This is a genomic window from Nostoc sp. DedQUE05 (genome assembly GCF_034530955.1).
GTDB lineage: Bacteria > Cyanobacteriota > Cyanobacteriia > Cyanobacteriales > Nostocaceae > Nostoc.
Genome location: NZ_JAVRCB010000001.1, coordinates 433,696 through 459,617, shown reverse-complemented (window position 1 = coordinate 459,617; position 25,922 = coordinate 433,696). Strand labels below are relative to the sequence as shown.

The window sequence follows — 25,922 nt, the reverse complement described above, 5'->3', positions numbered from 1 at the left end:
AAACTTAGATGGGTAGAGCCATATTGCTAGACACTCATCCTTTGAGTCAAGTAACACATCCAAAAGTAAACCAAAAAGTCCAACAGTGGTTGAAATCTTTACAGAAAACCGAAACTGTTATACGTGTGCCAGAAATAGCTGATTATGAACTTCGGCGTGAACTATTGAGACAAGGAAAACAAAAGAGTATAGATCGCCTCAACAAACTTAGCCAAGATTGTCTCATCCCACTGACTCCCGAAACGATGCGAAAAGCAGCCGAATTATGGGCATGGGTACGAAACCAGGGGAAGCCTACAGCAAGCAATGAAAGTTTGGATGGTGATGTAATTCTTGCTACTCAAGCAATTCTTTAATTAAGGAGTTTTAATCAGGTCATAGTTGTGACAACAAACTTGAAACACATATCACGGTTTGAGAGCGAAGGAATATGTGTAGTGGATTGGCAACAAACCCTGAATGAGCTAGTTTAATTCGTTGAAATTATGACTTTTTAAAATACCTTGAATAAACTCCCGAATCTCGCTCGCCACAACCTCAGCACAAGATTCTGGCAAGTCATTTCCGGCATGAGCAATCATTTTCAACTCGACTTTCGGCATCAGTTGAGCATAAACACGGCTTCTAGCTAAAGCATCTGGAGTATCTTGGCCACCTTGTAAAATAAAAACTGGGACATCTATCATGTAAAGCTGCTTTTGCAGTAATTCCGCCTCAATTTCTACTTGTCGCCGTTTGAAAAGTAACTGGCAACCTATGGGATACGGCAATAGCGATTGACGCAACTGCAAGTCTTGTGCAATTTTTTCATGCCAACCTAGGATTTTAGTCAAAGGACTGAGCGATCGCAACAATTTAACTACTAGTGGTGGATAATTCAATAATCGCCGCATTTTCTGACAATACTCTTCTTGTCCTGCTATCTCTACGCCCTCTGGTGCTAGCAGTACCACACCATCAACTTTCTCTGGATACTTTAAAGCATAGCTAGCAGCAATCCAACCCCCAAGAGAATGCCCCACTAAATATACTTTTTCTAGCTTCACAGCTTGCAAAAATTCAGCTAAACACTCAACTTGTAAATCTATCGAATGATAGATATTAGGATTTTCTGATTCACCAAACCCTAACAAATCAGGTGCAAAACAATGAAAATCTTGTGCAAGGGATTCCATCACAGATAACCATTGACTGCTCTCATTCCAAGCACCATGTAAAAAAATTATAGGAGTTTTTTCACCGACTTCACGCCAGAATAATAGCCCTTGAGAGAGCTTTCTCCGGGAGTTACGCAATAGTGTATCCATTTTATTTAGTAGTTAACTTTTAGCATCATAATAAATAGTCATTAGTCATTAGTCATTAGTCATTAGTCAAATTACAAACACAAAGGTGTGGTGCAATTCGTTTAGCGTCTCCTTGGGGAAGCCTATCGTAGAGGAGATAGGATTCCTTAAATCATAACCTTGGTGGAAATAACCAATGACAAATGACAAATGACAAATGACAAAATATTATTATGCCAATGTTGTCAAACCATTCAAGTAGTCTTGCAACTGCCGAGTATGGTCGTGAGACATCTTTCCTGAAGGTAGTAAACTGGGAGAGAAAGCTTGGATTTCCATGACTTCTAAGGTGTCTTGAATCTCCATTGTCCCATGCACCTCGGCTTCAACCACAATACAAATTGAATGGATTCTGGGATCGCGGTCTGGTGCAGAGTAAACTCCTACTAAACGGTTAATTTTCACCAATTCTAGCCCGGTTTCCTCCATTAATTCCCGGCGCACTGTATTGGGAATATCTTCTCCCCAATCTACAATCCCTCCAGGCAATGACCAAAGACCATTGTCGCGCCGTCGGATCAGTACAATCCGACCATCGGGTAAAATTGGGATGATACTAGTGCCAGTAATGGGATGACGAAATATTATACCCAATACTGTTTGTCCAATACGCCATAAGCTACGTGTGGACTCGACAGCTGCCGGAAAAAAAGCAATAACGTTCAATCTTCAAAATTTATGTGTTGTATTCTATATTTCCCTACCACTTACATAAGCTCAACTAATAAAATTTTGGTTGAGTTTTATTTTATACAAAAATGTTTGTGGGTTGAGATTTTATTCTTACGATTTACGTAGAATACTATCGATTCTAACATCAAGTTTCAATAGAAGCACTGTATTTATATATACATACTATTTATTGAATCAAGTATATTTTTAGTTTATGGCAAGCATTAGTGGTATTGAAACTAGCTATCACTTATAGTTTTTCAGTAAACATAAAAAAATATGAATAATAAGTCAAAATCCAAAATTCTGAATATCTGAATTTATAAGAGGCAATTAACTAGAGTTTAAGATCTCCTCTTAATTTAAATATCGCTCAATCAAATATTAGACTTCATGCTTAAATTCACCTATGCCTGCTAAGTTTTGATGACTAATTACTGAATTATTTATTAATAAAATTGGTTTGTTTCTATAACAACAACTAGTGAGCTATTTTACAATCTATTTGACACATTGGAATCTAATAAAAGATATTTTTCGTCTTGCTAGTGGAGATAATTCAGAATTTTTATTGACAAAGTTAGGTATAATGCGATAGACTAGTACACTGTTTAAAGCGTATTTATTGCTGCACTAGGTTAAAAGTATATCAATAACATTGGTAACTAATATTGCCTACGTGATGCCTAGTTGCTACTTTTTTGTTGTTTATTAATAGAGGTGAACATGGCCAAGCGCCGTAACCCGAAAAAAGAAAAGGCGCTACGTAACCAGGCGTATGCCAGAAAGTTTCGTAAACGGACTACGACAGGAAGAATGCAGAGAAGGTTCCAACAAAGACCACCAAAGAGTGAGGAAGAAGAAGGCGCAGCAGCAGCTGACACTGAATAAGTTGTCTGCCTAAATCCTTATTGTTTGGGTTATTTACCTTTTAGGGCGCACATTTATTTGTACGCCCTTATTTATTTTTGGGGATTGGGGCATTGGGCATTGGGCATTGGGCATTGGGCATTAGTTATTCCCCTTGTCTCCCTTATCTTTTTTGTCCCCCTTGTCCCTACTCCCCAGTTTCCCAATCCCTCTATTGAGCAATTTGAGCACGGGCGGCTATGAGTGCTTTGTTTACCTGAACAAAGCCAGTACCTCCGTAACTGTTGCGGGCAGCAACAACTTGACGGGGGGAAATCGCCTCATAAATATCTGCTGCAAATGCCGGATGTATTTGTTGCCACTCTTCCAATTTTAAATCTTTTAGGAGTTTACCTGCGGCAATACTAGTTTTTACTACCTTACCCACAAGGTTGTAAGCTTCCCGAAAAGGAACGCCCCGTGCTGCCAAATAATCTGCTACATCGGTAGCATTAGAAAAATCCTCCGCTACAGCTGATGCTAACCGCTGGGTACGAAATTCTAAGCCTTCTCTGAGCAAAATCGTCATCGCTTCTAGAGAAGCTTTGACTGTGTTAACGCTATCAAATAGACCTTCTTTATCTTCTTGTAAATCTTTGTTATATGCCAGGGGTAGCCCTTTCATAATGACTAACATCGCCTGGAGATGACCGAATACACGTCCTGTTTTTCCCCGCACCAATTCTGGAACATCAGGGTTTTTCTTTTGAGGCATGATACTGGAACCTGTAGCACAGCTATCTTTGAGGGTGACGAAGCGAAATTCTTCAGATGACCAAAGAATGACTTCTTCTGCAAGGCGGCTGAGGTGAACCATAATCAAGCTAGCAGCACACAAAAATTCGATCGCAAAATCGCGATCGCTCACTCCATCGAGGCTATTAGCATAAATATCGTCAAAATTCAATAGTTTGGCTGTGTAGTGGCGATCAATGGGGAAAGTAGTTCCCGCTAAAGCACCGCATCCTAAAGGTGAAATATTCACGCGGCGAGAAACGTCTCCTAAGCGTTCCCAGTCGCGTTGCGCCATTTGAAAGTATGCCAAGAGGTGGTGAGCTAAACTCAGGGGTTGGGCGCGTTGGAGGTGGGTATAGCCAGGAATCAGAGTTTCAATGTGCTTTTCGGCTATATCAAGTAAAACACTTTGAAATTCTCGTAATTGGCTTTTGATTTGTTGGATTTGGTCGCGGAGATAGAGTCTGGTATCGGTTCCAACTTGGTCATTACGCGATCGCGCTGTATGCAGCTTTTTACCTACATCGCCAACAATTTCTGTCAGTCGGCGTTCAACTGCAAAATGCACATCTTCAGCATCGACACCGGGCTGAAATTTCCCCTGGCGGTACTCTTGGCGAATTTGTTCTAAACCGGCAACCAGTTGCTCTCCTTCTTCTGGAGAGATGATACCCGTGTGAGCAAGCATTTTGGCATGAGCTTGAGAACCAGTCAGGTCATATTCGATTAATTCAATATCAAAACTTATACTGGCATTAAAACGAGCGATCGCTGGATGCAACGCTGATTCAAACCGCTGGCTCCAAGTTTCTTTTTTGGTCATAAATTATCAAAAGGTGGGCGATAGTTAAGAGTTAAGAGTGAGGAGTTATGAGTTTTTGACTCCTAACTTCTCACTCCTCACTTTCAACTCCTAACTTTTAAATTTAACCGTAGCTAGTTAGATTCCGAATCATATAGCCAATGACTAAACCAATCAACAATGCCCACACTTGACCTGTTTGTATAAAGTGGCTCCAAGCTTTTTGCATCTGACCCATAACGTTTGGATCGGTGATTGTTTGTGCTAGTGCCGTCAAATTTACAGGCAAATGCCAAAGTAACTGAGATGTCAAATCGCTGTAATTGCTCATATTTGGTAATTAAGAAGTTAGGACTGAAAAATTCCAGTATCAGTTCATTTTTTACATTAAGTACTGATATTTACTGAAATATTAGATATAACTTCAATGTCTTAACTCAAGATGCAGCCGATGCCAACCGCAATTTCTCGGCAGTCCGCAAAATTTGCCCCGCCAAAACTGCTGCACCAAAACCATTATCGATATTGACTACGCCTACTCCCGCAGCACAAGAGTTAAGCATTGTCAATAAAGGTGCTAAACCACCAAAACTTGCGCCATAACCGATGCTGGTGGGTACGGCAATCACAGGACAACTCGCTAAACCAGCGACAACGCTGGGTAAAGCGCCTTCCATCCCCGCCACGACAATCAACACTGATGCTGATTCAATCAGGTGGCGGTTACTCAGCAAACGGTGAATTCCAGCAACACCAACATCCCAGAGACGCTGTACCCGAAAACCAGAAAGTTCAGCAGTGACAGCCGCTTCTTCAGCAACGGCTAAATCGGCAGTACCAGCAGAAAGAATGCCAATTTCACCTGCAAATTGTGGTTCGATGGTAGGGGGAGCGATCGCACAAATTCGCGCCGATTCGTAATATCGCAAACCGCTAACTTTTGATTGCAGTACGGTATAAACTGCTGGTTCGATACGAGTTGCCATCACCACCGGATTGCGGAGGCGCATCACCTCGATAATTTGAGCAATTTGGTCGGGAGTCTTACCAGGGCCCCAAATCACCTCTGGAAAACCAGTTCTTAGCTGGCGATGATGGTCAATTTTGGCAAATTCACCTACAGATTCATAAGTTAAATCTTTGAGTGAGTCTAATGCCGTATCTGGCGTAACTTTACCATTAGCAACCCCTTCTAAGAGCGATCGCAAAGTTTTTTCATTGGTCATGGGTCATTTTTCCTTTGTCATTTGTCATTTGTTTTTTGTGAATAAACAATGCCCCATGCCCCTCAATAGTAATTAGTGCTGAGTGCTGAGTTGTGAATCTTACTTATTTACTAGGAACTCGGAACGAGCTAAACGCCCCGCTTCCGCTAAAGGAACTGTTTTGCCCAATGCCCAATGCCTAATCTTCTGTTACTTTAATTTGTTCAATATTCCAGAATGCGCCGCCAAGAGCAGAGAATTTAATGCCTTCAAAACGATTACGCACCGCTGATAATGAATAAGGATTAACCAAGTAAATAAAAGGTAAATTTTCCTGAGTAATCCGCTGTGTTTCGGCATAAATCGCTTTAACTTTAGCTTCGTCTAATTCCTGTGCAGCTTGAATGTAAAGATTCCCTATTTCCGCTTCCCAAGGAGCAACCTCCCAACCCTGAATCGGCTTTTGTCCTGCTTGGGGTTTCTGATTAAACATGTGCAATCCGCCTTCAGGTGCCCAGACATTAGCTCCGTCATTCGGTTCTAATCCGCCAGTCAAACCCATCAAAGAAGCTTCCCAATCCAAGGAGTTAGAAGTTTTATCAGTAAAAGTATTCCATGCCAACGGCGTGAAATCAACTTGAATGCCGATTTTGCTCAAGTCTTGTTTAATCTGCGATCCCATTGCCTCACGGATTTTATTTCCAGCATTAGTAAGCAAAGAGAAACGAACGCGATTTCCCTGAGAATCTACTAACTGATTGTTGTTGTACTTAAATCCTGCTTTTAGCAGTAATTCCTTCGCTTTTTGTTGATTGTAATCGTAAACTTTTAACCCCTCTTTAGGGGAAAGGTAATAGGGGCTTTGCACAGAAATCGGTGAATTTTGTGCTACACCCAAGCCGCGAAAAGTATTATTAATCATCGTTTGGCGGTCAATTGCATAAGCTATAGCTTGCCGAAATTGCACATTATTGAACCACCGAGATTTAACTGGATCTACCAGTGGTTTTCCGTCCCTTTTACCTTTGTTGAGATTGAACCAAACAAACGATGTAGCAGATGTTGGCCCTCCATTATAAATTGTGAAATTACTCTGTTTTTCTTGCACCTTTAGCAAAGAAAAGTAATCTGGTGACACTCCTACAGTATCTAACCCGCCAGAACGAAATTGCAGCAAGGAGGTATCTGTTGATTCCACAATTTGCCAAATTACCCGTTCAATATAAGGTTGGGAATTACCTTGAGCGTCCTTGCGCCAGTAGTAGGGATTGCGCCGGAAGACCACACGCTGACTTGTGTCGTAGCGCTCTATTTTGTAAGGGCCGTTGACAATAATTTGGTCGGGAGGAGTATCAACACCCCATTTTGTCAGAAAAATCGGACTCCCATTTTGGTCTTTGATTTTTACTGATTGTTGCAATATGTGGGCAGGCAAAATTGGCGAACCTGTATTTAGTAAGAAAGGTCTAAAGGGTTCTGGTACGATAAACTCAACCCGGCGCTCATCCACTTTTTGCACAGTGGGTAGCTTCCGACTCTCACCAATTCTCAAACCGTCTCTCACATCTGTAGGAATTGCTTCGTTAAGGTAAATATCGTTGTAGGTAAACACCACATCATCTACTGTTAGTGGCTGACCATCAGACCATTTCAACCCTTCGCGTAGGGTAAAAACAATCTTTAATTTATCATCAGAAATTTGCCAGGATTCAGCTAATGCTGGCTCAATTTTTGCAGTGATTGGATTTTGGGTAATTAACCCCTCGTAAATTAAAGGAAAAACATTAGGAAACTCTTGACTCAGGGGGTAGTTAAAAGTTTTAGGATCGCTGAGAATGCTACTTACTAATTGCGGTACTTGAGCAGCGGGACTTTTAAAGTTAGCTGGGTTGCAGGCGGTAACTGTAAATGCTATTGCTGAAGTAAAAATTATTGGCAGCCAAAAACGTTTAATTGCCAAAAATATTTGTCTAAAAAAGTTCATAATTACTAATCTATTTACATTCTAATCAGTCTTGAATATCTTTATTAGAAGCTAAAGAAAGTTATTCTGAAGCACCTAGCAAGACGACAGCATAAGCACATATACCTTCTTCACGGCCAACAGGGCCTAATTTTTCATTGGTTGTAGCTTTGATGCCAATTTGATTTGGTTGTAATTCTAAAACCGCCGCTAGTTTGTCGCGCATATTCTCAATATGCGGCTTTAATTTTGGACGTTCTGCTACTATCACCGAGTCAATGTTTCCGATCTGCCAGCCTTGAGCGCGAATCAGTTGATGTACTTGAGTTAATAGTACTAAACTATCTGCTCCCGCCCATTTGGGATCGCTAGGTGGAAAATAATGACCAATATCGCCCAAAGATAATGCCCCAAGCATGGCATCCATAATCGCGTGTGTTAGCACATCAGCGTCACTGTGCCCTAATAAACCCAGTTCATGGGGAATTTGAATTCCACCTAAAATCAAAGCGCGATCGCTCACCAGTTGATGAATATCGTAGCCGTTACCAATACGAATTTTTGTCATTTGTCGTTTGTCATTTGTCATTTGTCAGGAGTTATAAATTATTCTTCTCTCCATACTCCCCTGCTTTCCTGCTTCCCTGCTCCCCCTGCTCCCCCTGCTCCCCCTGCATCAATTTCTCCAGGAGATCGGGGCGGCGATCGCGGGTTCTTTGAATTTGTTGTTCGTAACGCCATCGAGCGATCGCTGCATGATTCCCACTGAGCAGGACATCAGGCACTTTCAAACCGCGAAAATTCGCAGGACGAGTATATTGGGGATAATCCAATAACCCCTCCTCAAAACTTTCTGCTGTCAAAGATTCAGTTTTGGCTACGGTTCCTGGTATTAGCCGCACTACGCCATTAATCAAAGCCATTGCTGGAATTTCTCCACCAGTCAGAATAAAATCGCCCAAAGATACTTCACGAGTTACCAAATGCAGCACTCTCTCATCCACTCCTTCGTAATGCCCGCAAATAACTACTAACTGGTCATAATTTGTCGCCAATTCTTTCAAAAGAGCTTGATTAATTGTTTGACCCTGTGGACTCATCAAAATTACTTCTCTTCGGGGTAGAATCGGCAGCGACTCCACGGCGGTAAAAATAGGTTCTGGCTTCATTAGCATCCCAACGCCGCCGCCGTAGGGTTCATCGTCTACCTTTCGGTGTTTATCAGTGGTAAAGTCCCGTGGATTAATCAGATGCACTTCGGCAATCTGTTTGGCTAAGGCTTTACCTAGCAGCCCAGAATTGAGAACAGAGTTAAAACAGTCAGGAAAAAGCGTAACTATATCAAAGCGCACAGTTATTCGTATTCGAGGACACTAATCTTAAATTTGAATGTCTAGCAAACACCAGCAAGCCAAGGTCGGGTTAAACTCCAGTTAAACTTTATCAATAGTATCTAAAACTACCAGACCTCCTGGATTTTAGATGGGATCAAAAGTTTTTCTAATTACTTAATTTATGTTTAAATGTTGTCACAACTACATTTAAATTAATAATCATATCAAGTTAACAACTTCCAGGATGCATCGAGCCAGCCTCAGAAAAAAGCGTAGTCTTAACTGCTTTTCCCCAACTCTAAAGGGGGAATCTAGCTACTCAAAGACTATTTTGCCCTGCTGCAAGTGGACAGATGAAAAACAAGGCGCTGGCCAGAGAGGAATGGGAACAAACACGTTTAGACTGAGGCAATGCGAGCGTGAAGCGAGAATTTGGAGAGTGGCTTTCCCCAGTTCCAAACTTCCAAAAAGTGTCCTCTCAAAAGTTGCAAAGCGCAAAAATTATCAGCAACTGAACCTTGTTGAATTCACACGCCATTCGCCACAAGCCGGGGAACCATGCACGGCAGTCGCTCATGGGGGAAACCCTCAAGACCGTGCTGCCTCTCCTGACGGAGACGCTATGCGAACACCAAGGCGATGGCTCCTGAAGTTGTTGACAGGAGAACCAAAATGCCGCAATTACAAGCTAAATCGCTAGAAATGAGGACACCCCAAGCAACTAAAACCGCCGTTCTGGTTATCGGAGGTGCAGAAGATAAAGTTCATGGGCGCGAAATCCTACGAACTTTTTTTGGACGCGCTGGTGCTAGTAAGGCTTATATTACAATTATTCCATCTGCCTCTCGCGAACCTGCCATCATCGGTGGTCGGTATATTCGCATTTTTGAAGAAATGGGTGCCCAGAAGGTAGAGATTTTAGACATCCGCGAACGAGAACAGTGTGAAGCCTCCCAGATCAAAGCATCCTTAGAAGCCTGTAGTGGGGTATTTTTGACAGGAGGAGACCAGCTGCGTCTTTGTGGCGTCTTGGCAGATACGCCAGCAATGGAAATTATTCGTCAGCGGGTGAGGGCGGGGCAACTTACGTTAGCAGGCACCAGTGCAGGAGCGGCGGTGATGGGGCATCACATGATTGCTGGCGGCGGGAGTGGAGAGACGCCCAATCGTTCCCTAGTGGATATGGCAACGGGTTTGGGATTTATTCCTGAAGTAATCGTTGACCAACACTTTCACAACCGTAATCGGATGGGGCGACTGATTAGTGCGATCGCAGCTCATCCCGATCGCTTAGGTATTGGCATTGACGAAGATACTTGTGCAGTGTTTGAACGTGATGGTTGGCTACAAGTTATGGGTAAAGGCAGTGTCACCATTGTCGATCCCACCGAACTGACCCATACTAACGAACCCCATGTCGGTGCTAATGAACCTTTAACCGTACATAATTTACGTCTTCATATCCTCAGCTTAGGCGATCGCTTCCACTTGTACCAGCGGACTGTATTGCCTGCTGTACACCGAATCTCCAGCTGACGGGATAGAGTATCTGAGGTTACACTGAGTTGACCGCACATTTATTATTTCTTACCGTAGAAAGAAAAATGATAAGAATACCATGTAAAAAGAAAAAACTGTTTTTAACGAACAGTTTAGCGGTCAATTCCAGTAAGAAACTAGAATTTTGGTTCCGAATCTCCATCTACCTATTCCCATGAGAATTCTCAAGATCCAGACATTACGCGGCCCAAACTATTGGAGCATTCGACGCCACAAACTGATCGTCATGCGCCTCGATTTAGAAAACCTTGGCGAGACGCCCTCGAATGAAATCCCTGGCTTTTATGAAGGATTAGTTGAGGCGCTGCCAAGTCTGGAGGGTCACTATTGTTCGCCTGGCTGTCGCGGTGGTTTTCTGATGCGAGTCAAAGAAGGCACTATGATCGGCCACATAGTAGAACACGTAGCCTTAGAACTCCAAGAATTAGCTGGGATGCATGTCGGCTTTGGTCGCACCCGCGAAACTGCCACACCCGGAATTTACCAAGTAGTAATCGAGTACCTGAATGAGGAAGCGGGACGCTACGCTGGACGAGCCGCAGTACGGCTATGCCAGAGTATTGTCGATCGAGGCCGTTATCCCAAGGCAGAACTAGAGCAAGATATCCAAGACCTGAAAGACTTTTCTCGTGATGCTTCCTTAGGCCCTTCTACGGAAGCGATCGTCAAAGAAGCAGAAAAAAGAGGTATTCCCTGGATGGCGCTGGAAGCCCGCTTTTTGATTCAGCTAGGCTATGGCGTGAACCAGAAGCGGATGCAGGCGACAATGACGGACAACACCAGCATTCTGGGCGTAGAACTAGCTTGCGATAAAGAAGCCACTAAACGTATCCTTGCTGCTGCTGGTGCGCCAGTACCCAGAGGTACAGTAATCAACTTCTTAGACGATTTGGAACAAGCCATTGAATTCGTTGGCGGCTATCCCATCGTCATCAAGCCCTTAGATGGCAATCACGGGCGTGGGATCACCATTGATATCAGAAGTTGGGAAGAGGCTGAGGCTGCTTATGAAGCTGCCAGACAAGTTTCTCGGTCAATTATTGTCGAAAGATATTACGTTGGGCGCGACCACAGGGTACTGGTGGTAAATGGCAAAGTAGTAGCAGTAGCCGAACGTGTCCCAGCTCATGTCATTGGCAACGGCAGATCCACCATTGCCGAACTGATTGAAGAAACAAACCTCGATCCAAATCGCGGTGAAGGACATGATAACGTCCTGACCAAGATTGAACTAGACCGCACCAGCTACCAACTGCTAGAAAGGCAAGGTTACACCCTAAATAGCGTGCCACCCAAGGGCACTATTTGTTATCTCAGGGCAACAGCCAACTTGAGTACAGGTGGTAGTGCCGTCGATCGCACCGATGAAATTCACCCAGAAAATCTGTGGTTAGCACAACGAGTAGTCAAGATTATCGGTTTGGATATTGCCGGACTCGATATCGTCACCACAGATATTAGCCGTCCTCTGCGGGAAGTGGATGGCGTGATTGTCGAAGTTAACGCTGCTCCCGGTTTTCGGATGCACGTTGCCCCAAGTGTAGGTATTCCCCGCAATGTCGCTGGTGCAGTGATGGATATGCTGTTTCCTAACGAGCAATCTAGCCAAATTCCCATTCTCAGCATCACGGGTACTAATGGCAAAACCACCACGACTCGACTACTAGCACATATTTATAAACAAACTGGAAAAGTAGTAGGTTATACTACTACCGACGGAACATACATCGGTGATTACTTAGTAGAAGCTGGCGATAATACAGGCCCTCAAAGTGCCTATCTCATCCTCCAAGATCCTACGGTAGAAGTAGCAGTACTAGAAACGGCTCGCGGTGGCATTCTCCGCTCTGGATTGGGCTTTGAAGCCGCAAATGTAGGAGTAGTATTGAATGTAGCCGCCGACCACTTAGGAATAGGCGATATAGATACCATTGAGCAGTTAGCTAACCTCAAAAGTGTAGTGGCAGAAGCTGTATTCCCTGATGGCTATGCGGTACTCAATGCCGACGATCGCCGCGTCGCTGCGATGTCAGAAAAAACTAAAGCTAATATTGCTTACTTCACTATGAACCCCGATTCGGAATTAGTGCGAAAGCACATCCAAAAGGGTGGAGTTGCGGCAGTATATGAGAATGGCTATTTGTCAATTGTTAAAGGTGACTGGACACATCGCATAGAAAGAGCAGAAAATATACCTTTAACAATGGGCGGACGTGCGCCGTTTATGATTGCCAACGCTTTAGCAGCAAGTTTGGCAGCGTTTGTGCAAAACGTCACAATTGAGCAGATTCGTGCTGGTTTGAAAACCTTCCGGGCTTCAGTTAGTCAAACACCGGGACGAATGAATCTATTTAATTTGGGCAACTACCACGCTTTAGTGGATTATGCTCACAATGCAGCCAGTTACGAAGCTGTAGGTTCCTTTGTGCGGAACTGGACTACAGGACAACGGATTGGTGTAATTGGGGGCCCTGGCGATCGCCGCGACGAAGATTTTGTTACTTTGGGTAAATTAGCAGCGCAAATTTTTGATTACATCATCATCAAAGAAGACGATGATACACGCGGACGCTTACGGGGTTCAGCCGCCCAGTTGATTATTCAAGGCATCACAGAAGTTAAGCCTGATAGCCGCTATGAATCAATTCTGGATGAAACCCAAGCAATCAATAAAGGCTTAGATATGGCTCCTGATAACAGCCTGGTGGTGATTTTGCCAGAAAGCGTTACTCGCGCCATTAAGTTAATTAAGCTGCGTGGTTTAGCCAAGGAAGAGATACACCAACCAAATTCCGGCACAACTATAATCGATTCCCAAAATGGGATCGCGCCTTCTTCTGTGGTGAATACCTTACTGTAGCCAGGAATCAGGAGAAAGCAGGATGCTGGCTCCTCCTGACTCTTTTAATTACTGTTTTTCTTCTCCCTGATTGGTTTCCTCGCTGGGAGTTTTCATCTCCTCCTTAAAACCTCTTAGGGTTTTACCCAGTGCAGTTCCCAGTTCAGGAATTTTTTTTGGGCCGAAAATTAGAATAGCGACTATGCTAATTACAGCTATTTCTGGCCATCCCAGTCCAAACATATAAATTTCCTCTAAGGCATCTGTAATTAAATATAGACATTGATGGCTCACATCCCATAAGTTCGCCACCGATCAATGCAACTAACTTCTAATTGGATTGGTAATTGGCAAACCTAACCAATCGCTTAATTCCTGAGCTAGCCATTCCAGTTCCGCTTCCGATTTAATTGCACCATCACTACCACCAAGTTGATATTTTTTTACTCCTACCCAAATATCCAATTGTGCGGGAACGGCAATTCTCGTACCTTCAGAATCTTTCGTAAAATGTTTGGGAATGTAAACTAATTTATTAATACTTTGTCTTGGCGATGCACGGGGACGATAAAATTTCCAAGCAAACAATTCCCAAGTTAGGGAAATTTGTTCTGGATTCAGGCGTAAGCAAATGCGTCCAAAAAAATGAAAGAAAAATTTATACACCATCATCAAGCCAGCACCCCAAAATGGAAGTGAAAACAACGCAAAGGGGATGTTGACAGGAAAAGGTGCTGAAAGTGCGCCAATTGTCCAAAAGAGAATAAATGAATTCCAGACGATCGCAAATAAACCTGTAAATATTATTGATGGATCAAAACCAGATGGTGGAACGATAATTTCTAGAAAATCCCAATTTTTGGTTAGTTGAATCTTACTGCCATCTGGTTTGCCAACAACTAAAGTAGGCAAGTTTGTTGGTAGTGGTTTCTCTAAAGCTGCGAGTGCTTGGTTAGCTGAACTCAAACGCCGTTCTAAATTAGGTTCAATCATCCACTTTAACCAATTGCTAAAGCTGGGACTGAGATTAGCCAGTTGTTTAAACTGAATGCGAAAATCTTTTTGGGGTAAATCGGCTGGGTGAGTACCTGTCACCAAGTAAATTAAAGTTGCGCCTAAACTATAAAGGTCTGATGCTGCAACAGTGCGTCCGCCAAATTGCTCTGGTGGCATATAGCCATAAGTTCCCACCACAGTTCTTGTCCCGGTTTCGCTAGCCAAGACTGTTTGCACTGAGCCAAAATCTACCAAATAAACTTGACCGACACTATTTCCAGAACGCTCCCCCAATAAAATATTGCTAGGCTTAATATCACGATGAATTACAGGCGGATGTAGTTCATGTAGGTAAACAAGAATCTCTAAAAGTGCTTTGGCTATCTGTTTGACTTCAGCTTCGGTAAAAGTCCGCCCAGTTTGTAAGCATTGCTCTAAAGTTTGTGCAGGGATATAAGTTTGTACTAGAGCAAATCCTTTGATGGTTGGTAAATTTACCTCAAAATAGTTTAAATAGCCAGGAATTGAGGGATGTGCTAGGTTTTTTAAAGTTTCAGCTTCTCGCTCAAACAACTTGAGTGAATCCCACTCAAAGTCACTGCTAAAAGAGAGTAATTTAATGACAACTAATTTCTGAGTTTGCAAATCACGAGCTAATAGCGTCCGTCGCCCTGCTTTTTTTCCTAATAGCTGCTGAATTTCGTAGCGATCGCCTAATATTTCACCAATCATTATGTTTTCTTATAATGCTACCGTTGAAAAGTTTTATAGCTGATAGCTTTTCAATTTGGCAAATCGATATCTTTAGTATAATTGCGTAATTCTATGCCCTCCCAACTTTGGCCTTATATTACCCCTGGTATTCCCGATGAATTATTTGAGCATTTGCCAGGAATTCCCCTGAGCCAGCGAGAAGTCCGACTGCTATTGATTGCCCAACTGCGGCTGAAATCAGATTCCGTGTTGTGGGATATTGGTGCAGGGACGGGTACAATTCCGGTAGAGGTGGGGCTATTGTGTCCAGGCGGACAGATTATCGCTATCGAAAGGGATGAAGAAGTAGCTAGTCTGATCAAGCGTAACTGCGATCGCTTTGATGTGAAAAATGTCGAAGTTGTTGAAGGCAGCGCCCCAGAATGTTTACATGACCTCAAAATTACCCCTCATCGCGTTTGTATCGAGGGAGGTCGCCCCATTCAGGAAATACTGCAAGCAGCTTGGCATTATTTGCCGCCATCCGGTCGGGTTGTAGCCACAGCTGCTAATCTAGAAAGTCTGTATGCTATTTCCCAAAGCTTTTCCCTATTAAGGGCTAGAAATATCGAAGTCGTCCAATCTGCGGTTAACCGCCTAGAGACACGCGGCTTTTCTCAAACCTTTACCGCCGTCGATCCCATTTTTATCCTCAGTGGTGAGAAACTGGATTAGGGAATGGGGCATGGGGACTAGGGACTAGGGACTAGGGACTGGGGACTGGGGACTAGGGACTAGGACTAGATGGGAAAAAGTTTTCCAAATACTCAATACCCAATACCCAATACCCAATACCCAGTACCCAGTACCCAGTACCCAATACCCAGTACCCAATACTTCTATGCCTTGGTCTCGGATTATTAGTGGAATTGTTGCGATCGCTCTTGCTCTTTCTGCAACCCTTTTTGGGGGTTGGTACTTTACCATCATCTTTGCGGTTATCATCTTTTTGGGTCAACAGGAATATTTTAATTTGGTGCGAGCCAGAGGCATCGCTCCCGCCGCTAAAACCACTATGGCTGTCAGCCAAGTATTGCTGGTGATTTGTACCCTTGATGGCAGTTTAGCTGACGCTGTGATGCCAATAGCTGGCACACTTATTTGTTTTTACCTGCTGTTTCAACCCAAATTTGCGACGATCGCTGATGTTTCCGCTTCTATTATGGGGCTATTTTACGTCGGTTATTTACCAAGTTACTGGGTGCGGTTACGAGCAATTGATAGCGCTGCTTTTAGCAATCTCCCTTTGGGAGGTTACTGGCCCACAACCTGGACAGATTTCTGGGAAAAAGCAAATTCCGCTTCTTTAGCACAAGGTTTTACAGCCACATTACTAACTTTTTTGTGTATTTGGGCAGCTGATATCGGTGCGTACACCATTGGCAAATTCTTTGGGAAAACGCGTCTATCTGACATTAGCCCGAAAAAAACTGTTGAAGGCGCTGTCTTTGGTATTACTTCAAGTGTTGCCGTAGCCATAGCGGGAGCTTATTATCTTCACTTGCCTGAATCCCCGTTCACTGGTTTAGCATTGGGTTTGCTGATTGGCATTGCTAGTCTTTTAGGGGATCTTACAGAATCTATGCTCAAGCGGGATGCTGGAGTTAAAGATTCTGGGCAATTAATCCCCGGTCATGGTGGTATTTTAGACCGTACCGATAGTTATATTTTTACTGCTCCTTTGGTTTACTATTTTGTGACATTACTTTTGCCACTACTTAGTAAATAGGTGAGTTGGGCATTGGGCATTGGGCATTGGGCATTAAAAAGAGACAGGGTAGACAAGGAAGAGGGGGAAGAACAGGAAAAGATTTATTCAATAATTCCTCCTTGTCTCCCTTGTCCCCCTTGTCCCCCTTGTCCCCCTTGCACCCCTGCTCTTGTTCCACTAGACGCCACATCATTTAAAATAGGGTATTAATATTTTTTAATTTGTGAGATCCGTCAAGGGTTAACGTTAATCCGCCCACGACACACCAGCTTTCCTGGGATCAGCGTTAATTCTTGGATATCGACATCTGAGCCAAGATCGAGATTGTACTCATAATTGTTTTTTAATATATCTCCTTGGTCTGGCTTGATTGGGATATGTACCAGTTGCAACTCATGTCCACTAAGTAATTGTAAGCCTAGACAAATCTCTAGAGGCGTTGTTTCGCTATTGGTTACTCTCAAACCTCGCAGTATAATTTGGTTGTTCCCAAGGATAATTTCTTGCCACTTGATTGGTTGTGACTGGGGATAACCTTTTGGTAAAACCTTAACCAATAGATCGCTCAAAGCAGTCGATAATAAGTCTGATGAGAGAGAAGCATTAAGATCCTTCTCATCTACGATCAAATTGCCAACCACTGGTACTGTTTCTAACAGTCGCAGGGGTTTTCCCTTGAGTACGGAGCCAAGATTTATCCGAATATTTTCTGCTATTAATTGAATTTGGGTAATTAGGAGACCTTGATAAACTGCATGAGTAGCAAAAACAGATACCAAAGGAATGCGTCCAGAGAAAAGTTGGCGATCGCTAGCTTTAATCTCCACTTCTAATGCCGATATTTGGCTGACCTGCGCTCTCAACCAAAGCTTGACTGCTGTTGTGAGTACTTGCGTAATTATGCGGATTTTATTTCCACTTGTTGTTTGGGGATTTTGCTCTGGCATTTAACCAATCTGTTTAAGAGTATTTGCTCAACAACCGAACCGAAATTAAATAAGCTTTAAATGTAACATTTATGCCTACTCGCTACAAAATGCAAATATCATTTAATTGATAACAATAAATAAGCAATTTCCACATGGAGGTACGGTTACAAAAAATTCTTGCTCAATGGGGTATCGCCTCACGTCGTGAAGCCGAAGAAATGATTAGGCACTCACGGGTGCGGATTAATGGGGTATTGGCACATTTAGGCCAAAAAGTCGATCCCGAAAAAGATGCGATCGCAATTGATGGTCAGTCTGTATCCGAAAAGCAGCGTCCGGCTTTAATATATCTATTGCTGCACAAACCACCGAAAGTGGTTTCCACTTGCTACGACCCTCATCAAAGACCAACAGTCCTAGATTTACTACCGAAAGAATTACGGGAGGGTTCAGGTATTCACCCAGTTGGCCGTTTAGATGCAGACTCTACAGGAGCATTAATCCTGACCAATGACGGAGAACTGACATTTGGACTAACCCATCCACGTCATAGTATTTCCAAGACATATCATGTTTTGGTCAAAGGACATCCTCCAGAAACAGTACTACAGATGTGGCGTCAAGGTGTGATGTTGGAGGGTAGAAAAACCAGGGCCGCTAAGGTACATCTAATAGAACGTCGTACCGAAGAAAGCGTTTTAGAAATAGTGTTGCAGGAGGGAAGAAATCGCCAAATTCGCCGTATAGCTCAACAGTTAGGATACCCAGTAATCAAGCTGCATCGGACTGCTATCGGCCCAATTCAATTACAAACTCCAAAGCAACCCTTTTTGTCAGAGGGTAAATATCGTTCCCTCAAAGATTATGAAATTCGCTTTTTGCAAGATCAAATAACGCAACCTAATTATTGATTCAGTGGAGTTAAGGAGTGTCAGTAGGCATGAAATGGCTAAGAAAGAAGAATAAGCACCAGCCATCACTTTCATTAGAGGAACAACGAGCCGAAAAGTTGGCAGAATTAGGCGCTCAACTTTGGGCATTGCGTCAAGAACAGGGTTTATCTCTAGAGCAAGTGGTTGCATTGACCAGGATTCCCCGACGATTATTGCAGGCGATCGAAGAAGGTAATTTAAACGATCTACCAGAACCAGTCTATATTCAGGGTTTGATCAGACAATTTGCCGATGCACTCGGCTTGAATGGAGTCGAATTTTCTGGCACTTTTCCGGTCAGTTCTGCCCAAGTTAGTCCTTTAAGTAAGGGGAATACTTCACCCCTGGCTCAACTACGTCCGATTCATCTTTACTTTCTTTACATATTGCTAATAGTATGCTCTGTAAATGGGTTATCTCAGTTATTAAATAACGCTTTACTACAAGCAAGTAATAGCCCAAACCAGCAATATCCAAAACAAAAGTCTGTTGTTAAACCAGAACTAGCTCAACTAAAAGAGTCAACACAGGTACAACCTGTCAGCGATACCCTCAACGGTGTCCAAAAGGGACAGGTTGTACAGGTTGGTGTAACTTTGAAAGCCTCATCTTGGATTCGTATAGTAGCCGATGGCAAAACCGAGTTTGAGGGTATTCTGCCAGAGGGAACTCACCGAGTTTGGAAAGCCCAAGAGCAACTGACAGTGAAAACTGATAATGCTGGTGGTGTCTTGGTGAGCGTCAATCAAGAGAAAGCTAAGGAAATGGGAGAGCCAGGGAAAGAGGAAGAAGTTAGGATTGCTGCGAAACCTAAATTTTGAAATATGGGGCATGGGGCATGGGGCATTGGGGATTGGGGATTGGGGATTGGGCATTGGGCGTTGGGCATTGGAAAGAGGACTTGGAGACAAGGAGAATTGGGGACAAGGGGAAAGACTTGTTGTAAGTTCTAAACTTTTGTCACCTTGTCCCCTTGTCCCCTTGCTTCCCCTGCTCCCCTGCTTCCCTGCTCCCCTGCCCCTCTGCTCCCCTGCTCACTCAGCCCCACTCCTCACTGGACTTGATCTTCCGGGGCGCGTCCATTGAGTTTGGTAAGAACCTTCAAGCGATCGCGCAATTCGTCTGTTATCGCTCCTGCTTGATAGCGCCACTCCCAGTTCCCCTCTGCAATACTGGGAAAATTCATCCGCGCTTCGTTTCCTAATCCCAAAATATCTTGCAAGGGAATAATCGCTTGGTTGGCTACAGAACTCAAAGCTAGGCGAATTAAATCCCAGTGAATGCCATCAGGGCTGATAGAACCTAAATAAAGCAACAAGTTTTGCTTTTCCTCGTCCTCGGCTGTATTGAACCAGCCTATAGTTGTATCATTATCGTGAGTTCCGGTATAAACTACAGCATTGTGCGGATAATTGAATGGTAAAAATGGATTAGCGGAATCAGCACTAAAGGCAAATTGCAAAATTTTCATCCCCGGAAATTCATACTTGTCTCGCAGTGCTTCTACCCCCGGTGTAATTACTCCTAAATCTTCTGCTAAGACAGGTAGCTTGCCTAACTTTTGCCTAATCACTTCAAAAAAAGCATCTCCAGGCGCTTCCACCCATTTACCATTGATGGCAGTTTGTTCGCCTTGCGGCACAGCCCAATAAGCCTCGAAGCCCCGGAAGTGATCGATGCGAATTATATCTACATAATCCAGCATTGCCTCAAAGCGCTGTACCCACCATTTAAAGTCTTGTTTTTGCAATTCATCCCAGTTATAAACCGGGTTGCCCCACAATTGACCAGTAGCGCTAAAGTAATCTGGTGGAACTCCTGCCATTTGAGCAGCAGCACCTGTCTCTGGATCTAAGCAAAACATATCGGGATGCGCCCACACGTCGGCACTATCATGAGATACGTAGATGGGGATATCGCCAATAATGTGAATACCGCGCATATTAGCGTAACTTCTTAGTTCTGACCACTGGCGGAAAAACTCAAATTGGACGAATTTGTAATAATAAATCTCTCCGTTGAGCCGATGCTGTACTTGCTCCAATGCTTGGGGATCGCGCTTGACAAATTCGGGCTTCCATGAGTGCCAGTTTGCATTGTCGTTGGCATCTTTCAACGCCATAAATAAGGCGTAATTATCTAGCCAATAAGCTTTACTATCGCAAAAACCCGCAAATTCTTTCTGCTGAATGGGCGTAGCATTGGCTCTAAAGTTGTCACAGGCTTTTTTGAGTAGCCCAATCTTAATTGGCACAACCTGCTCGAAGTCTACCTTTTCTACCGGAAATCCTGGTAAATTGGCAAAGTCTTCTTCAGTGAGCAAATTCTCATCTCGCAGTTTTTCTGGGCTAACCAGCAGGGGATTTCCCGCCATTGCCGAGTAGCACATATACGGAGAATTGCCGTATCCAGTGGGGCCCAGTGGTAAAACTTGCCAATATTGTTGATGGCTCTCTTTAAGAAAATCAATGAAGCGATAGGCTTCTAAGCCTAAATCCCCAATGCCAAATCGACTGGGAAAGGAGGTAGGATGCAGCAAAATGCCACTGGATCTAGGAAAAGGCATAAGTAACCTGAATTATGAGAGGGAGCAATTGTCTGATGGAAACGCTAGGCGATCGCATCGAATTTATCACGGAACGGTATTTGCAGGGGAAATCAAGTAAACTCATTTTGTTTGTCATTTGTCCTTTGTCATTTGTCCTTTGGCAATAACCAATACAACTCTTGGAGAGGCTGCACTTAGACTATGCTCAGTGACTACGCCAACGACTACGCGGTAGTTGAATCTCGACTTACTTCGACTATGCTCAGTACAAGTCGCTCGATTACCGCGCAGTCGAAACTTAGTACAAGTGACTAATGACCAATGACCAATGACCAATGACTAATGAGTAAATCACTATGACTTACCGAAATCCTACACCGACAGTTGATATCATTATTGAACTAGTAGATCGACCTCATCGGCCAATAGTGTTAATTGAAAGACATAATCTACCTTTAGGTTGGGCTATTCCTGGTGGTTTTGTAGATTATGGAGAAGCGGTGGAAGTGGCGGCGCGGCGAGAAGCTGAAGAAGAAACGGGTTTGCAGGTAGAGTTGGTTGAACAATTACTGGTGTATTCTGACCCCGATCGCGATCCGCGTCAACATACCATTAGCATTGTGTTTTTAGCGACAGCTACGGGGGAACCTGTAGCTGGAGATGATGCTAAGGGTGTAGGTATTTTTGAGTCTTGGCGTGTGCCTGGTGATTTATGTTTTGACCACGATCGCATTCTGCGCGATTATTGGCGATATCGGCATTATGGGATACGTCCAAGGTTGGGGTAAGAGGAACGAACCGCCAAGGCGCAAAGGGCGCGTTCGCGCAGCGTCTCGAAGAGAAGGAAGAAAAGAGAGGAATATCTGTGACACAAAGTTTTTGTGATTATACTGTGTCAGTGGTATTTAAGGGTGCGTTATGGATGCTGGCAAACTGTTGGAGAAATACGCCGCAGGGGGACGGCAGTTTACTATAAATCGCCAAGGCATAGACCTGAAGGGTGCAAACCTAACTGATATAGATATATCTAATGCAAATTGGAATGGAGCAGATTTGAGTGACGCAAACCTGACTAGGGCGAAACTTAATAATACTAGCCTTAGTAGAGCATCTTTAATAAATGCAAATTTGAGTGGGATAGAGGGTTCTTCAATCAATCTTAGTTGGGCAGACTTGAGTGGTGCGGACTTAAGTTGTGCAAATTTCAGTAATGCAAATCTGAGTGGGGCAGACTTGACTAGCGCAAACTTTACTCAGATAAAACTAACTGAAGTAAATTTTCATGGGGCAAATCTCCAGAAAGCCATACTCAGGGGAGTCACTTTGGAGAAATGTAATCTATCAGAGGTAGATTTAGCTGAGGCGGATTTGGTTAGGGTTTGCTTGGAAAAAGCAAATCTCAACAAAGCTTGTCTGCAAAGAGCAAATCTAGAAAGAGCCTGTCTTTCGGATGCAAACTTGATGATGGCAAATTTCGATGGAGCAAACCTGAAGAAGGCAAATTTAACAGGGGCAAATATCTATGGGGCAACCTTTAAAGATGCTGACCTGACTGGTGCGATAATGCCAGATGGAGAAGTCTACAAACCGATCGCAGCTGAAGCAGAAATCGGTAAACAGGAAACATCGTTAGAGAAAGTAATATCTATGACTCGTAAAGTAATTAATACTGATAACGCACCCGCACCAGTCGGCCCTTATAATCAAGCGATCGCAGCTTCAGGTCAATTTATATTTATAGCTGGACAAATTGCCATCGATCCCCGCCTTGGTGATGTCGTCTACACTGATGATGTCAAAAAGCAAACTGAGCAGGTATTAGCTAATCTTGAAGCCATCCTCACAGAAGCCGGTGCGACTTTTCAAGATGTGGTGAAGACCACTGTATTTTTAGCTGATATGAATGATTTTGCGGCGGTGAATGCCGTTTATGCTAAATATTTCCCGGAAAATACAGCCCCAGCGCGGGCTTGTGTGCAGGTATCGCGCTTACCTAAAGATGTGTTGGTAGAAATTGATGCGATCGCTGTGATTGGCGGTTAGGAGAAATAGAACAATGAGCAAAATTTTAACAGTTACATTTGATGGTTCTGTTTTGCGGCCAGATATTCCACTTGATTTAGAACCGAACAAACGCTATGTGATTACCATTGTTTCTGAGGATATTAACTCATCTCAAATTAAAGTAGCTGATGCATGGGATGTATTAGAAGGTTTAACTGGAACAGTTGATGCACCCGATGATTGGGCAAGTCAACACGATTATTACCTGTATGGCACACCAAAACGTCAACCTGAAATTAACACATGACAGGTGAGCGAATATTTTTAGACACTGTTTTTATCCAGGCGTTACTGAATGCACGCGATCAATACCATATCAAGGCTAGAACGCTGCTACCGCGTGTCCGAAATGCTGTTGAAGTATGGGTTACTGAAGCTGTTTTAATCGAAGTTGGTAATGCTTTGAGTGCTTTTAATCGCACAGCTGCCATGCAGTTTATCCAACAGTGCTATCAAACCCCAAATATGTATATTGTGAGTGTAGACACACCACTGCTCAACCATGCTTTAAAACTTTATCAATCCCGTCTAGACAAAACCTGGGGTTTAACTGATTGTATTTCGTTTATTGTCATGCAGGATCAGGGGTTAATTATTGCAGCCACGGCTGATCAACATTTTGTCCAAGCAGGTTATCAGGCACTTTTGCTGGAAATACAAGCTTGACTGGATCGTGGTTTAAAAAATTAGAACTTCAACAGCAAAGTTAGCAATTAGCAATTGCAAGTATTTTTGAGTGTTCTCCTCTGATGAATGCGATCGCTGTGATTGGCGGTTAGGAGGAACGCATCAATGAGCAAATTTTAACGGTTACATTTGATTGTTTTGTTTTGACTCTAAAAACTCCATCACTTCTTGTAGCACATCGGCTATATGTGGCTTTTCGCAAGCAATTACGTTATCGAAAAGATGTTTATGGTGCGGGAAGCTAGGCAAATTGGGAAAGTGTGGTGTACTGTCATAACGAAAAATCAAACTATTTTGCTCGTTTTGAAAGTGATAGCGGTAATCGATATATGTAATCTGATTATCTACAATAACAAAGGCTTCACTGATTCCTAGTCAATATTTGAGAGCGAAACGTATTCTAATGCGGAGATTAGCTCTCTCTGTCGTTAAAATTACGGCACTATATTCTTCAACGTATGTGTTAGAGCAGTTGAGTAAAAGTTGATCGATTTCATCTAAATATGCTTGGATGACTTTACGCGACATCTCTGAGTTTGCTCTTTATATCTTGGTGTAGAGCTAGATAATGTTGGTAGTTTCCTGCCCATTCGACAAATACTTCATCGTCAGAAGTTGCGCCTTGGCTATATTGGGCAAAAAAATCTTCTGAATTCATTTGGTACTTTATTTCATAGGTATTTACCTGTTTGGTAAGGGCAATCAGCGCATCTAGTGGAGATGTATATTCGATCATTTGTTTACGCATTGATTTCTGCATTCAGTTTCATCGTTAATTATCTCTCAACAAAGGCGATCGCCTCTACAACTTTGGGAATACTGAAATTAAGTACCCTAAAGGAGTATTAAAAATGGCAGAAAATCGCATCAGTGCTAGCCTCGCCCCAGCAGATAAAGAAGCAGTCATGCAGGCGATAACCACTATTCGGGAAAAGTTACCGTTTTTGGTTGATTTGACCCCCGAAGACAGGCGAACAATGTTGAAAATGGGAGATAAAAGTCGGGCTTTTGTCAGCAAAGCTTTAGAAGTAGCGACACAAAACCCTAACTTTTTGCCCCGTTCTTTTGATTTAGAAGAGATGCGCCGGGACTTAGAAATATATGAGGACTTGTATCCGGTGCTGTTATCTTTGACACAACTGCAAGAACTGGTAGATGATACCTGTATAGCTGCTGCTAGTGAAGCCTATGCCTCAGCATTAGCAGTTTATAGCTATGCCAAAGCTAGCGGTGATGTCACAGGTTTAGATGCAGTAATTGATGAGATGGGACGCAGGTTTAACCGCCGTTCTAAGAAAAAGCAACCCGAAGTACCAGTCAGCTAAAGCTTAAAACAGGTAATCACACCAGTTGTAAACTTACTAGAATACACATAATTTATAGGGGTATAACATTGTTATGCCCTTTTTGCGTTTTGTATCTAAAGATTCTTGAAACCCGCGCAGGTGGTCACTGAGCTTGCCGAAGTGCGGGTTTTGTCTGTATAGCCGCGATTTATATAGTGCATCTCGTTAATCTAAAATACACTTTAACCTCTCTCCAAACCTCTCCCCTACAAGGGGAGAGGCTTTAAATCTTACTCCCCTTCCCTTGTAGGGAAGGGGCTGGGGGTTAGGTCTATATTAGACTTCACCGATAAGCGCTAAGTCGCCAAAGCATTTTTGACCCTCAGAAGGTCAACGTCGAGCCTCAGAAGGTCAAAGTTGAGCCTCAGAAGATCAACGTCGAGCCTCAGAAGGTCAACGTCGAGCCTCAGAAGGTCAACGTCGAGCCTCAGAAGGTCAACGTTGAGCCTCAGAAGGTCAAAGTTGAGCCTCAGAAGGTCAACGTTGAGCCTCAGAAGGTCAACGTTGAGCCTCAGAAGGTCAACGTCGAGCCTCAAAAGGTCAACGCATAAAAATATCCAGATAAATTATTAAATTTACTGCTGGTTTTCA

At 43.3% G+C, this 25,922-nt stretch carries 26 protein-coding genes and 1 pseudogene; 12 read left to right on the top strand and 15 right to left on the bottom strand.

The genetic code is table 11. The features are described 5' to 3' along the window. Positions 1–8 precede the first annotated feature (8 nt). Positions 9–473: pseudogene (locus tag RMZ42_RS02020) on the top strand (type II toxin-antitoxin system VapC family toxin). Here RMZ42_RS02020 and RMZ42_RS02015 read toward each other — a convergent pair. From RMZ42_RS02015 to trmD, 8 genes are all read right to left on the bottom strand, one after another. After that, positions 465–1,307, bottom strand: coding sequence for an alpha/beta hydrolase (locus tag RMZ42_RS02015; protein ID WP_322669807.1), 843 nt, complete (start codon positions 1,305–1,307; stop codon positions 465–467). The pseudogene RMZ42_RS02020 and the gene RMZ42_RS02015 sit on opposite strands and share 9 nt — an antisense overlap. 210 nt (positions 1,308–1,517) lie before the next feature. Further along, positions 1,518–2,012, bottom strand: a complete 495-nt coding sequence (locus tag RMZ42_RS02010) for an NUDIX hydrolase (protein ID WP_322669806.1) — start codon at positions 2,010–2,012, stop codon at positions 1,518–1,520. Positions 2,013–3,099: 1,087 nt separating this feature from the next. Then, positions 3,100–4,485, bottom strand: a complete 1,386-nt coding sequence (gene argH / locus RMZ42_RS02005) for an argininosuccinate lyase (RefSeq protein WP_322669805.1) — start codon at positions 4,483–4,485, stop codon at positions 3,100–3,102. 103 nt (positions 4,486–4,588) lie between these two features. Next, the gene (locus RMZ42_RS02000) at positions 4,589–4,795 is read right to left on the bottom strand and encodes a hypothetical protein (protein ID WP_094348493.1); all 207 of its coding nucleotides are present in this window, start codon (positions 4,793–4,795) and stop codon (positions 4,589–4,591) included. Between the two features lie 106 nt (positions 4,796–4,901). Then, positions 4,902–5,690 (bottom strand): nickel pincer cofactor biosynthesis protein LarB, encoded by a 789-nt coding sequence (gene larB, locus RMZ42_RS01995; protein WP_322669804.1) that lies wholly within the window; start codon positions 5,688–5,690, stop codon positions 4,902–4,904. 178 nt (positions 5,691–5,868) lie between these two features. Then, entirely contained in the window at positions 5,869–7,653 is a 1,785-nt protein-coding gene (locus RMZ42_RS01990) for an ABC transporter substrate-binding protein (protein ID WP_322669803.1), read from the bottom strand. 61 nt (positions 7,654–7,714) lie between these two features. Continuing rightward, the gene (ispF, locus tag RMZ42_RS01985; RefSeq protein ID WP_322669802.1) at positions 7,715–8,200 is read right to left on the bottom strand and encodes a 2-C-methyl-D-erythritol 2,4-cyclodiphosphate synthase; all 486 of its coding nucleotides are present in this window, start codon (positions 8,198–8,200) and stop codon (positions 7,715–7,717) included. Between the two features lie 31 nt (positions 8,201–8,231). Further along, on the bottom strand, positions 8,232–8,984 hold the full coding sequence (gene trmD, locus RMZ42_RS01980; protein ID WP_322669801.1) for a tRNA (guanosine(37)-N1)-methyltransferase TrmD: 753 nt from the start codon (positions 8,982–8,984) through the stop codon (positions 8,232–8,234). A gap of 654 nt (positions 8,985–9,638) precedes the next feature. Between trmD and RMZ42_RS01975 the strand changes: the two genes are divergently transcribed. After that, positions 9,639–10,502, top strand: coding sequence for a cyanophycinase (locus RMZ42_RS01975; RefSeq protein ID WP_322669800.1), 864 nt, complete (start codon positions 9,639–9,641; stop codon positions 10,500–10,502). Positions 10,503–10,680: 178 nt separating this feature from the next. Then, positions 10,681–13,386 carry a cyanophycin synthetase gene (gene cphA / locus RMZ42_RS01970; protein ID WP_322669864.1) on the top strand — a complete coding sequence of 902 codons (2,706 nt, stop codon included), beginning with the start codon at positions 10,681–10,683 and terminating at the stop codon, positions 13,384–13,386. Between the two features lie 48 nt (positions 13,387–13,434). Here cphA and tatA read toward each other — a convergent pair whose 3' ends face one another. Together tatA and RMZ42_RS01960 are read right to left on the bottom strand one after the other, a co-directional pair. Then, positions 13,435–13,608, bottom strand: coding sequence for a twin-arginine translocase TatA/TatE family subunit (tatA, locus tag RMZ42_RS01965; protein WP_322669863.1), 174 nt, complete (start codon positions 13,606–13,608; stop codon positions 13,435–13,437). An 81-nt stretch (positions 13,609–13,689) separates the two neighbouring features. Then, a complete protein-coding gene (locus RMZ42_RS01960; protein WP_322669799.1) occupies positions 13,690–15,093 on the bottom strand; it encodes a serine/threonine-protein kinase in 1,404 nt (467 codons plus the stop codon). A gap of 93 nt (positions 15,094–15,186) precedes the next feature. Here RMZ42_RS01960 and cbiT point away from each other — a divergent pair, with 93 nt between their 5' ends. Together cbiT and RMZ42_RS01950 are read left to right on the top strand one after the other, a co-directional pair. Beyond that, positions 15,187–15,789: a precorrin-6Y C5,15-methyltransferase subunit CbiT gene (cbiT, locus tag RMZ42_RS01955; RefSeq protein WP_322669798.1), complete on the top strand. Its 603-nt coding sequence runs from the start codon at positions 15,187–15,189 to the stop codon at positions 15,787–15,789. Between the two features lie 166 nt (positions 15,790–15,955). Beyond that, the gene (locus tag RMZ42_RS01950) at positions 15,956–16,843 is read left to right on the top strand and encodes a phosphatidate cytidylyltransferase (protein ID WP_322669797.1); all 888 of its coding nucleotides are present in this window, start codon (positions 15,956–15,958) and stop codon (positions 16,841–16,843) included. A 215-nt stretch (positions 16,844–17,058) separates the two neighbouring features. Here RMZ42_RS01950 and RMZ42_RS01945 read toward each other — a convergent pair whose 3' ends face one another. Beyond that, positions 17,059–17,772, bottom strand: a complete 714-nt coding sequence (locus RMZ42_RS01945) for a DUF2993 domain-containing protein (RefSeq protein WP_322669796.1) — start codon at positions 17,770–17,772, stop codon at positions 17,059–17,061. 134 nt (positions 17,773–17,906) lie between these two features. Here RMZ42_RS01945 and RMZ42_RS01940 point away from each other — a divergent pair, with 134 nt between their 5' ends. Both RMZ42_RS01940 and RMZ42_RS01935 read left to right on the top strand, forming a co-directional pair. After that, positions 17,907–18,665, top strand: a complete 759-nt coding sequence (locus RMZ42_RS01940; RefSeq protein ID WP_322669795.1) for a pseudouridine synthase — start codon at positions 17,907–17,909, stop codon at positions 18,663–18,665. Between the two features lie 29 nt (positions 18,666–18,694). Then, positions 18,695–19,507 (top strand): RodZ family helix-turn-helix domain-containing protein, encoded by an 813-nt coding sequence (locus RMZ42_RS01935; RefSeq protein WP_322669794.1) that lies wholly within the window; start codon positions 18,695–18,697, stop codon positions 19,505–19,507. A 230-nt stretch (positions 19,508–19,737) separates the two neighbouring features. Here RMZ42_RS01935 and malQ read toward each other — a convergent pair whose 3' ends face one another. Continuing rightward, positions 19,738–21,252 carry a 4-alpha-glucanotransferase gene (malQ, locus tag RMZ42_RS01930; protein ID WP_322669793.1) on the bottom strand — a complete coding sequence of 505 codons (1,515 nt, stop codon included), beginning with the start codon at positions 21,250–21,252 and terminating at the stop codon, positions 19,738–19,740. Positions 21,253–21,590: 338 nt separating this feature from the next. Here malQ and RMZ42_RS01925 point away from each other — a divergent pair, with 338 nt between their 5' ends. The 4 genes from RMZ42_RS01925 to RMZ42_RS01910 all read left to right on the top strand — a co-directional run bounded on the left by RMZ42_RS01925 (position 21,591) and on the right by RMZ42_RS01910 (position 23,964). Further along, positions 21,591–22,022, top strand: a complete 432-nt coding sequence (locus tag RMZ42_RS01925) for an NUDIX hydrolase (RefSeq protein WP_322669792.1) — start codon at positions 21,591–21,593, stop codon at positions 22,020–22,022. A gap of 130 nt (positions 22,023–22,152) precedes the next feature. After that, entirely contained in the window at positions 22,153–23,277 is a 1,125-nt protein-coding gene (locus tag RMZ42_RS01920) for a Rid family detoxifying hydrolase (protein ID WP_322669791.1), read from the top strand. A gap of 13 nt (positions 23,278–23,290) precedes the next feature. After that, positions 23,291–23,545, top strand: a complete 255-nt coding sequence (locus tag RMZ42_RS01915) for a hypothetical protein (RefSeq protein ID WP_322669790.1) — start codon at positions 23,291–23,293, stop codon at positions 23,543–23,545. After that, positions 23,542–23,964, top strand: coding sequence for a type II toxin-antitoxin system VapC family toxin (locus RMZ42_RS01910; protein ID WP_322669789.1), 423 nt, complete (start codon positions 23,542–23,544; stop codon positions 23,962–23,964). The genes RMZ42_RS01915 and RMZ42_RS01910 overlap by 4 nt, the downstream gene beginning before the upstream one ends. A 144-nt stretch (positions 23,965–24,108) precedes the next feature. Here RMZ42_RS01910 and tumE read toward each other — a convergent pair whose 3' ends face one another. Next, the gene (gene tumE, locus RMZ42_RS01905; RefSeq protein ID WP_322700922.1) at positions 24,109–24,354 is read right to left on the bottom strand and encodes a toxin TumE; all 246 of its coding nucleotides are present in this window, start codon (positions 24,352–24,354) and stop codon (positions 24,109–24,111) included. A gap of 148 nt (positions 24,355–24,502) precedes the next feature. Further along, a complete protein-coding gene (gene tumA / locus RMZ42_RS01900; RefSeq protein WP_322669788.1) occupies positions 24,503–24,733 on the bottom strand; it encodes an antitoxin TumA in 231 nt (76 codons plus the stop codon). A 103-nt stretch (positions 24,734–24,836) separates the two neighbouring features. On the opposite strand from tumA, the gene RMZ42_RS01895 reads away from it, so the two are divergent. Continuing rightward, positions 24,837–25,310: a hypothetical protein gene (locus RMZ42_RS01895; protein ID WP_322669787.1), complete on the top strand. Its 474-nt coding sequence runs from the start codon at positions 24,837–24,839 to the stop codon at positions 25,308–25,310. Positions 25,311–25,627: 317 nt separating this feature from the next. Here the strand turns inward: RMZ42_RS01895 and RMZ42_RS01890 are convergent, their stop codons facing one another. Further along, positions 25,628–25,867 (bottom strand): hypothetical protein, encoded by a 240-nt coding sequence (locus tag RMZ42_RS01890; protein ID WP_322669786.1) that lies wholly within the window; start codon positions 25,865–25,867, stop codon positions 25,628–25,630. Positions 25,868–25,922: the final 55 nt, after the last annotated feature.

Excerpts from the sequence above, each read along its gene's own strand:
- RMZ42_RS02015 (WP_322669807.1), bottom strand. The coding sequence starts at position 1,307 with ATGGATACACTATTGCGTAACTCCCGGAGAAAGCTCTCTCAAGGGCTA.
- argH (WP_322669805.1), bottom strand. The coding sequence starts at position 4,485 with ATGACCAAAAAAGAAACTTGGAGCCAGCGGTTTGAATCAGCGTTGCAT.
- RMZ42_RS02000 (WP_094348493.1), bottom strand. The coding sequence starts at position 4,795 with ATGAGCAATTACAGCGATTTGACATCTCAGTTACTTTGGCATTTGCCT.
- larB (WP_322669804.1), bottom strand. The coding sequence starts at position 5,690 with ATGACCAATGAAAAAACTTTGCGATCGCTCTTAGAAGGGGTTGCTAAT.
- RMZ42_RS01990 (WP_322669803.1), bottom strand. The coding sequence starts at position 7,653 with ATGAACTTTTTTAGACAAATATTTTTGGCAATTAAACGTTTTTGGCTG.
- ispF (WP_322669802.1), bottom strand. The coding sequence starts at position 8,200 with ATGACAAAAATTCGTATTGGTAACGGCTACGATATTCATCAACTGGTG.
- RMZ42_RS01975 (WP_322669800.1), top strand. The coding sequence starts at position 9,639 with ATGCCGCAATTACAAGCTAAATCGCTAGAAATGAGGACACCCCAAGCA.
- cphA (WP_322669864.1), top strand. The coding sequence starts at position 10,681 with ATGAGAATTCTCAAGATCCAGACATTACGCGGCCCAAACTATTGGAGC.
- tatA (WP_322669863.1), bottom strand. The coding sequence starts at position 13,608 with ATGTTTGGACTGGGATGGCCAGAAATAGCTGTAATTAGCATAGTCGCT.
- RMZ42_RS01960 (WP_322669799.1), bottom strand. The coding sequence starts at position 15,093 with ATGATTGGTGAAATATTAGGCGATCGCTACGAAATTCAGCAGCTATTA.
- cbiT (WP_322669798.1), top strand. The coding sequence starts at position 15,187 with ATGCCCTCCCAACTTTGGCCTTATATTACCCCTGGTATTCCCGATGAA.
- RMZ42_RS01950 (WP_322669797.1), top strand. The coding sequence starts at position 15,956 with ATGCCTTGGTCTCGGATTATTAGTGGAATTGTTGCGATCGCTCTTGCT.
- RMZ42_RS01945 (WP_322669796.1), bottom strand. The coding sequence starts at position 17,772 with ATGCCAGAGCAAAATCCCCAAACAACAAGTGGAAATAAAATCCGCATA.
- RMZ42_RS01940 (WP_322669795.1), top strand. The coding sequence starts at position 17,907 with ATGGAGGTACGGTTACAAAAAATTCTTGCTCAATGGGGTATCGCCTCA.
- RMZ42_RS01935 (WP_322669794.1), top strand. The coding sequence starts at position 18,695 with ATGAAATGGCTAAGAAAGAAGAATAAGCACCAGCCATCACTTTCATTA.
- malQ (WP_322669793.1), bottom strand. The coding sequence starts at position 21,252 with ATGCCTTTTCCTAGATCCAGTGGCATTTTGCTGCATCCTACCTCCTTT.
- RMZ42_RS01925 (WP_322669792.1), top strand. The coding sequence starts at position 21,591 with ATGACTTACCGAAATCCTACACCGACAGTTGATATCATTATTGAACTA.
- RMZ42_RS01920 (WP_322669791.1), top strand. The coding sequence starts at position 22,153 with ATGGATGCTGGCAAACTGTTGGAGAAATACGCCGCAGGGGGACGGCAG.
- RMZ42_RS01915 (WP_322669790.1), top strand. The coding sequence starts at position 23,291 with ATGAGCAAAATTTTAACAGTTACATTTGATGGTTCTGTTTTGCGGCCA.
- RMZ42_RS01910 (WP_322669789.1), top strand. The coding sequence starts at position 23,542 with ATGACAGGTGAGCGAATATTTTTAGACACTGTTTTTATCCAGGCGTTA.
- tumA (WP_322669788.1), bottom strand. The coding sequence starts at position 24,733 with ATGCGTAAACAAATGATCGAATATACATCTCCACTAGATGCGCTGATT.
- RMZ42_RS01895 (WP_322669787.1), top strand. The coding sequence starts at position 24,837 with ATGGCAGAAAATCGCATCAGTGCTAGCCTCGCCCCAGCAGATAAAGAA.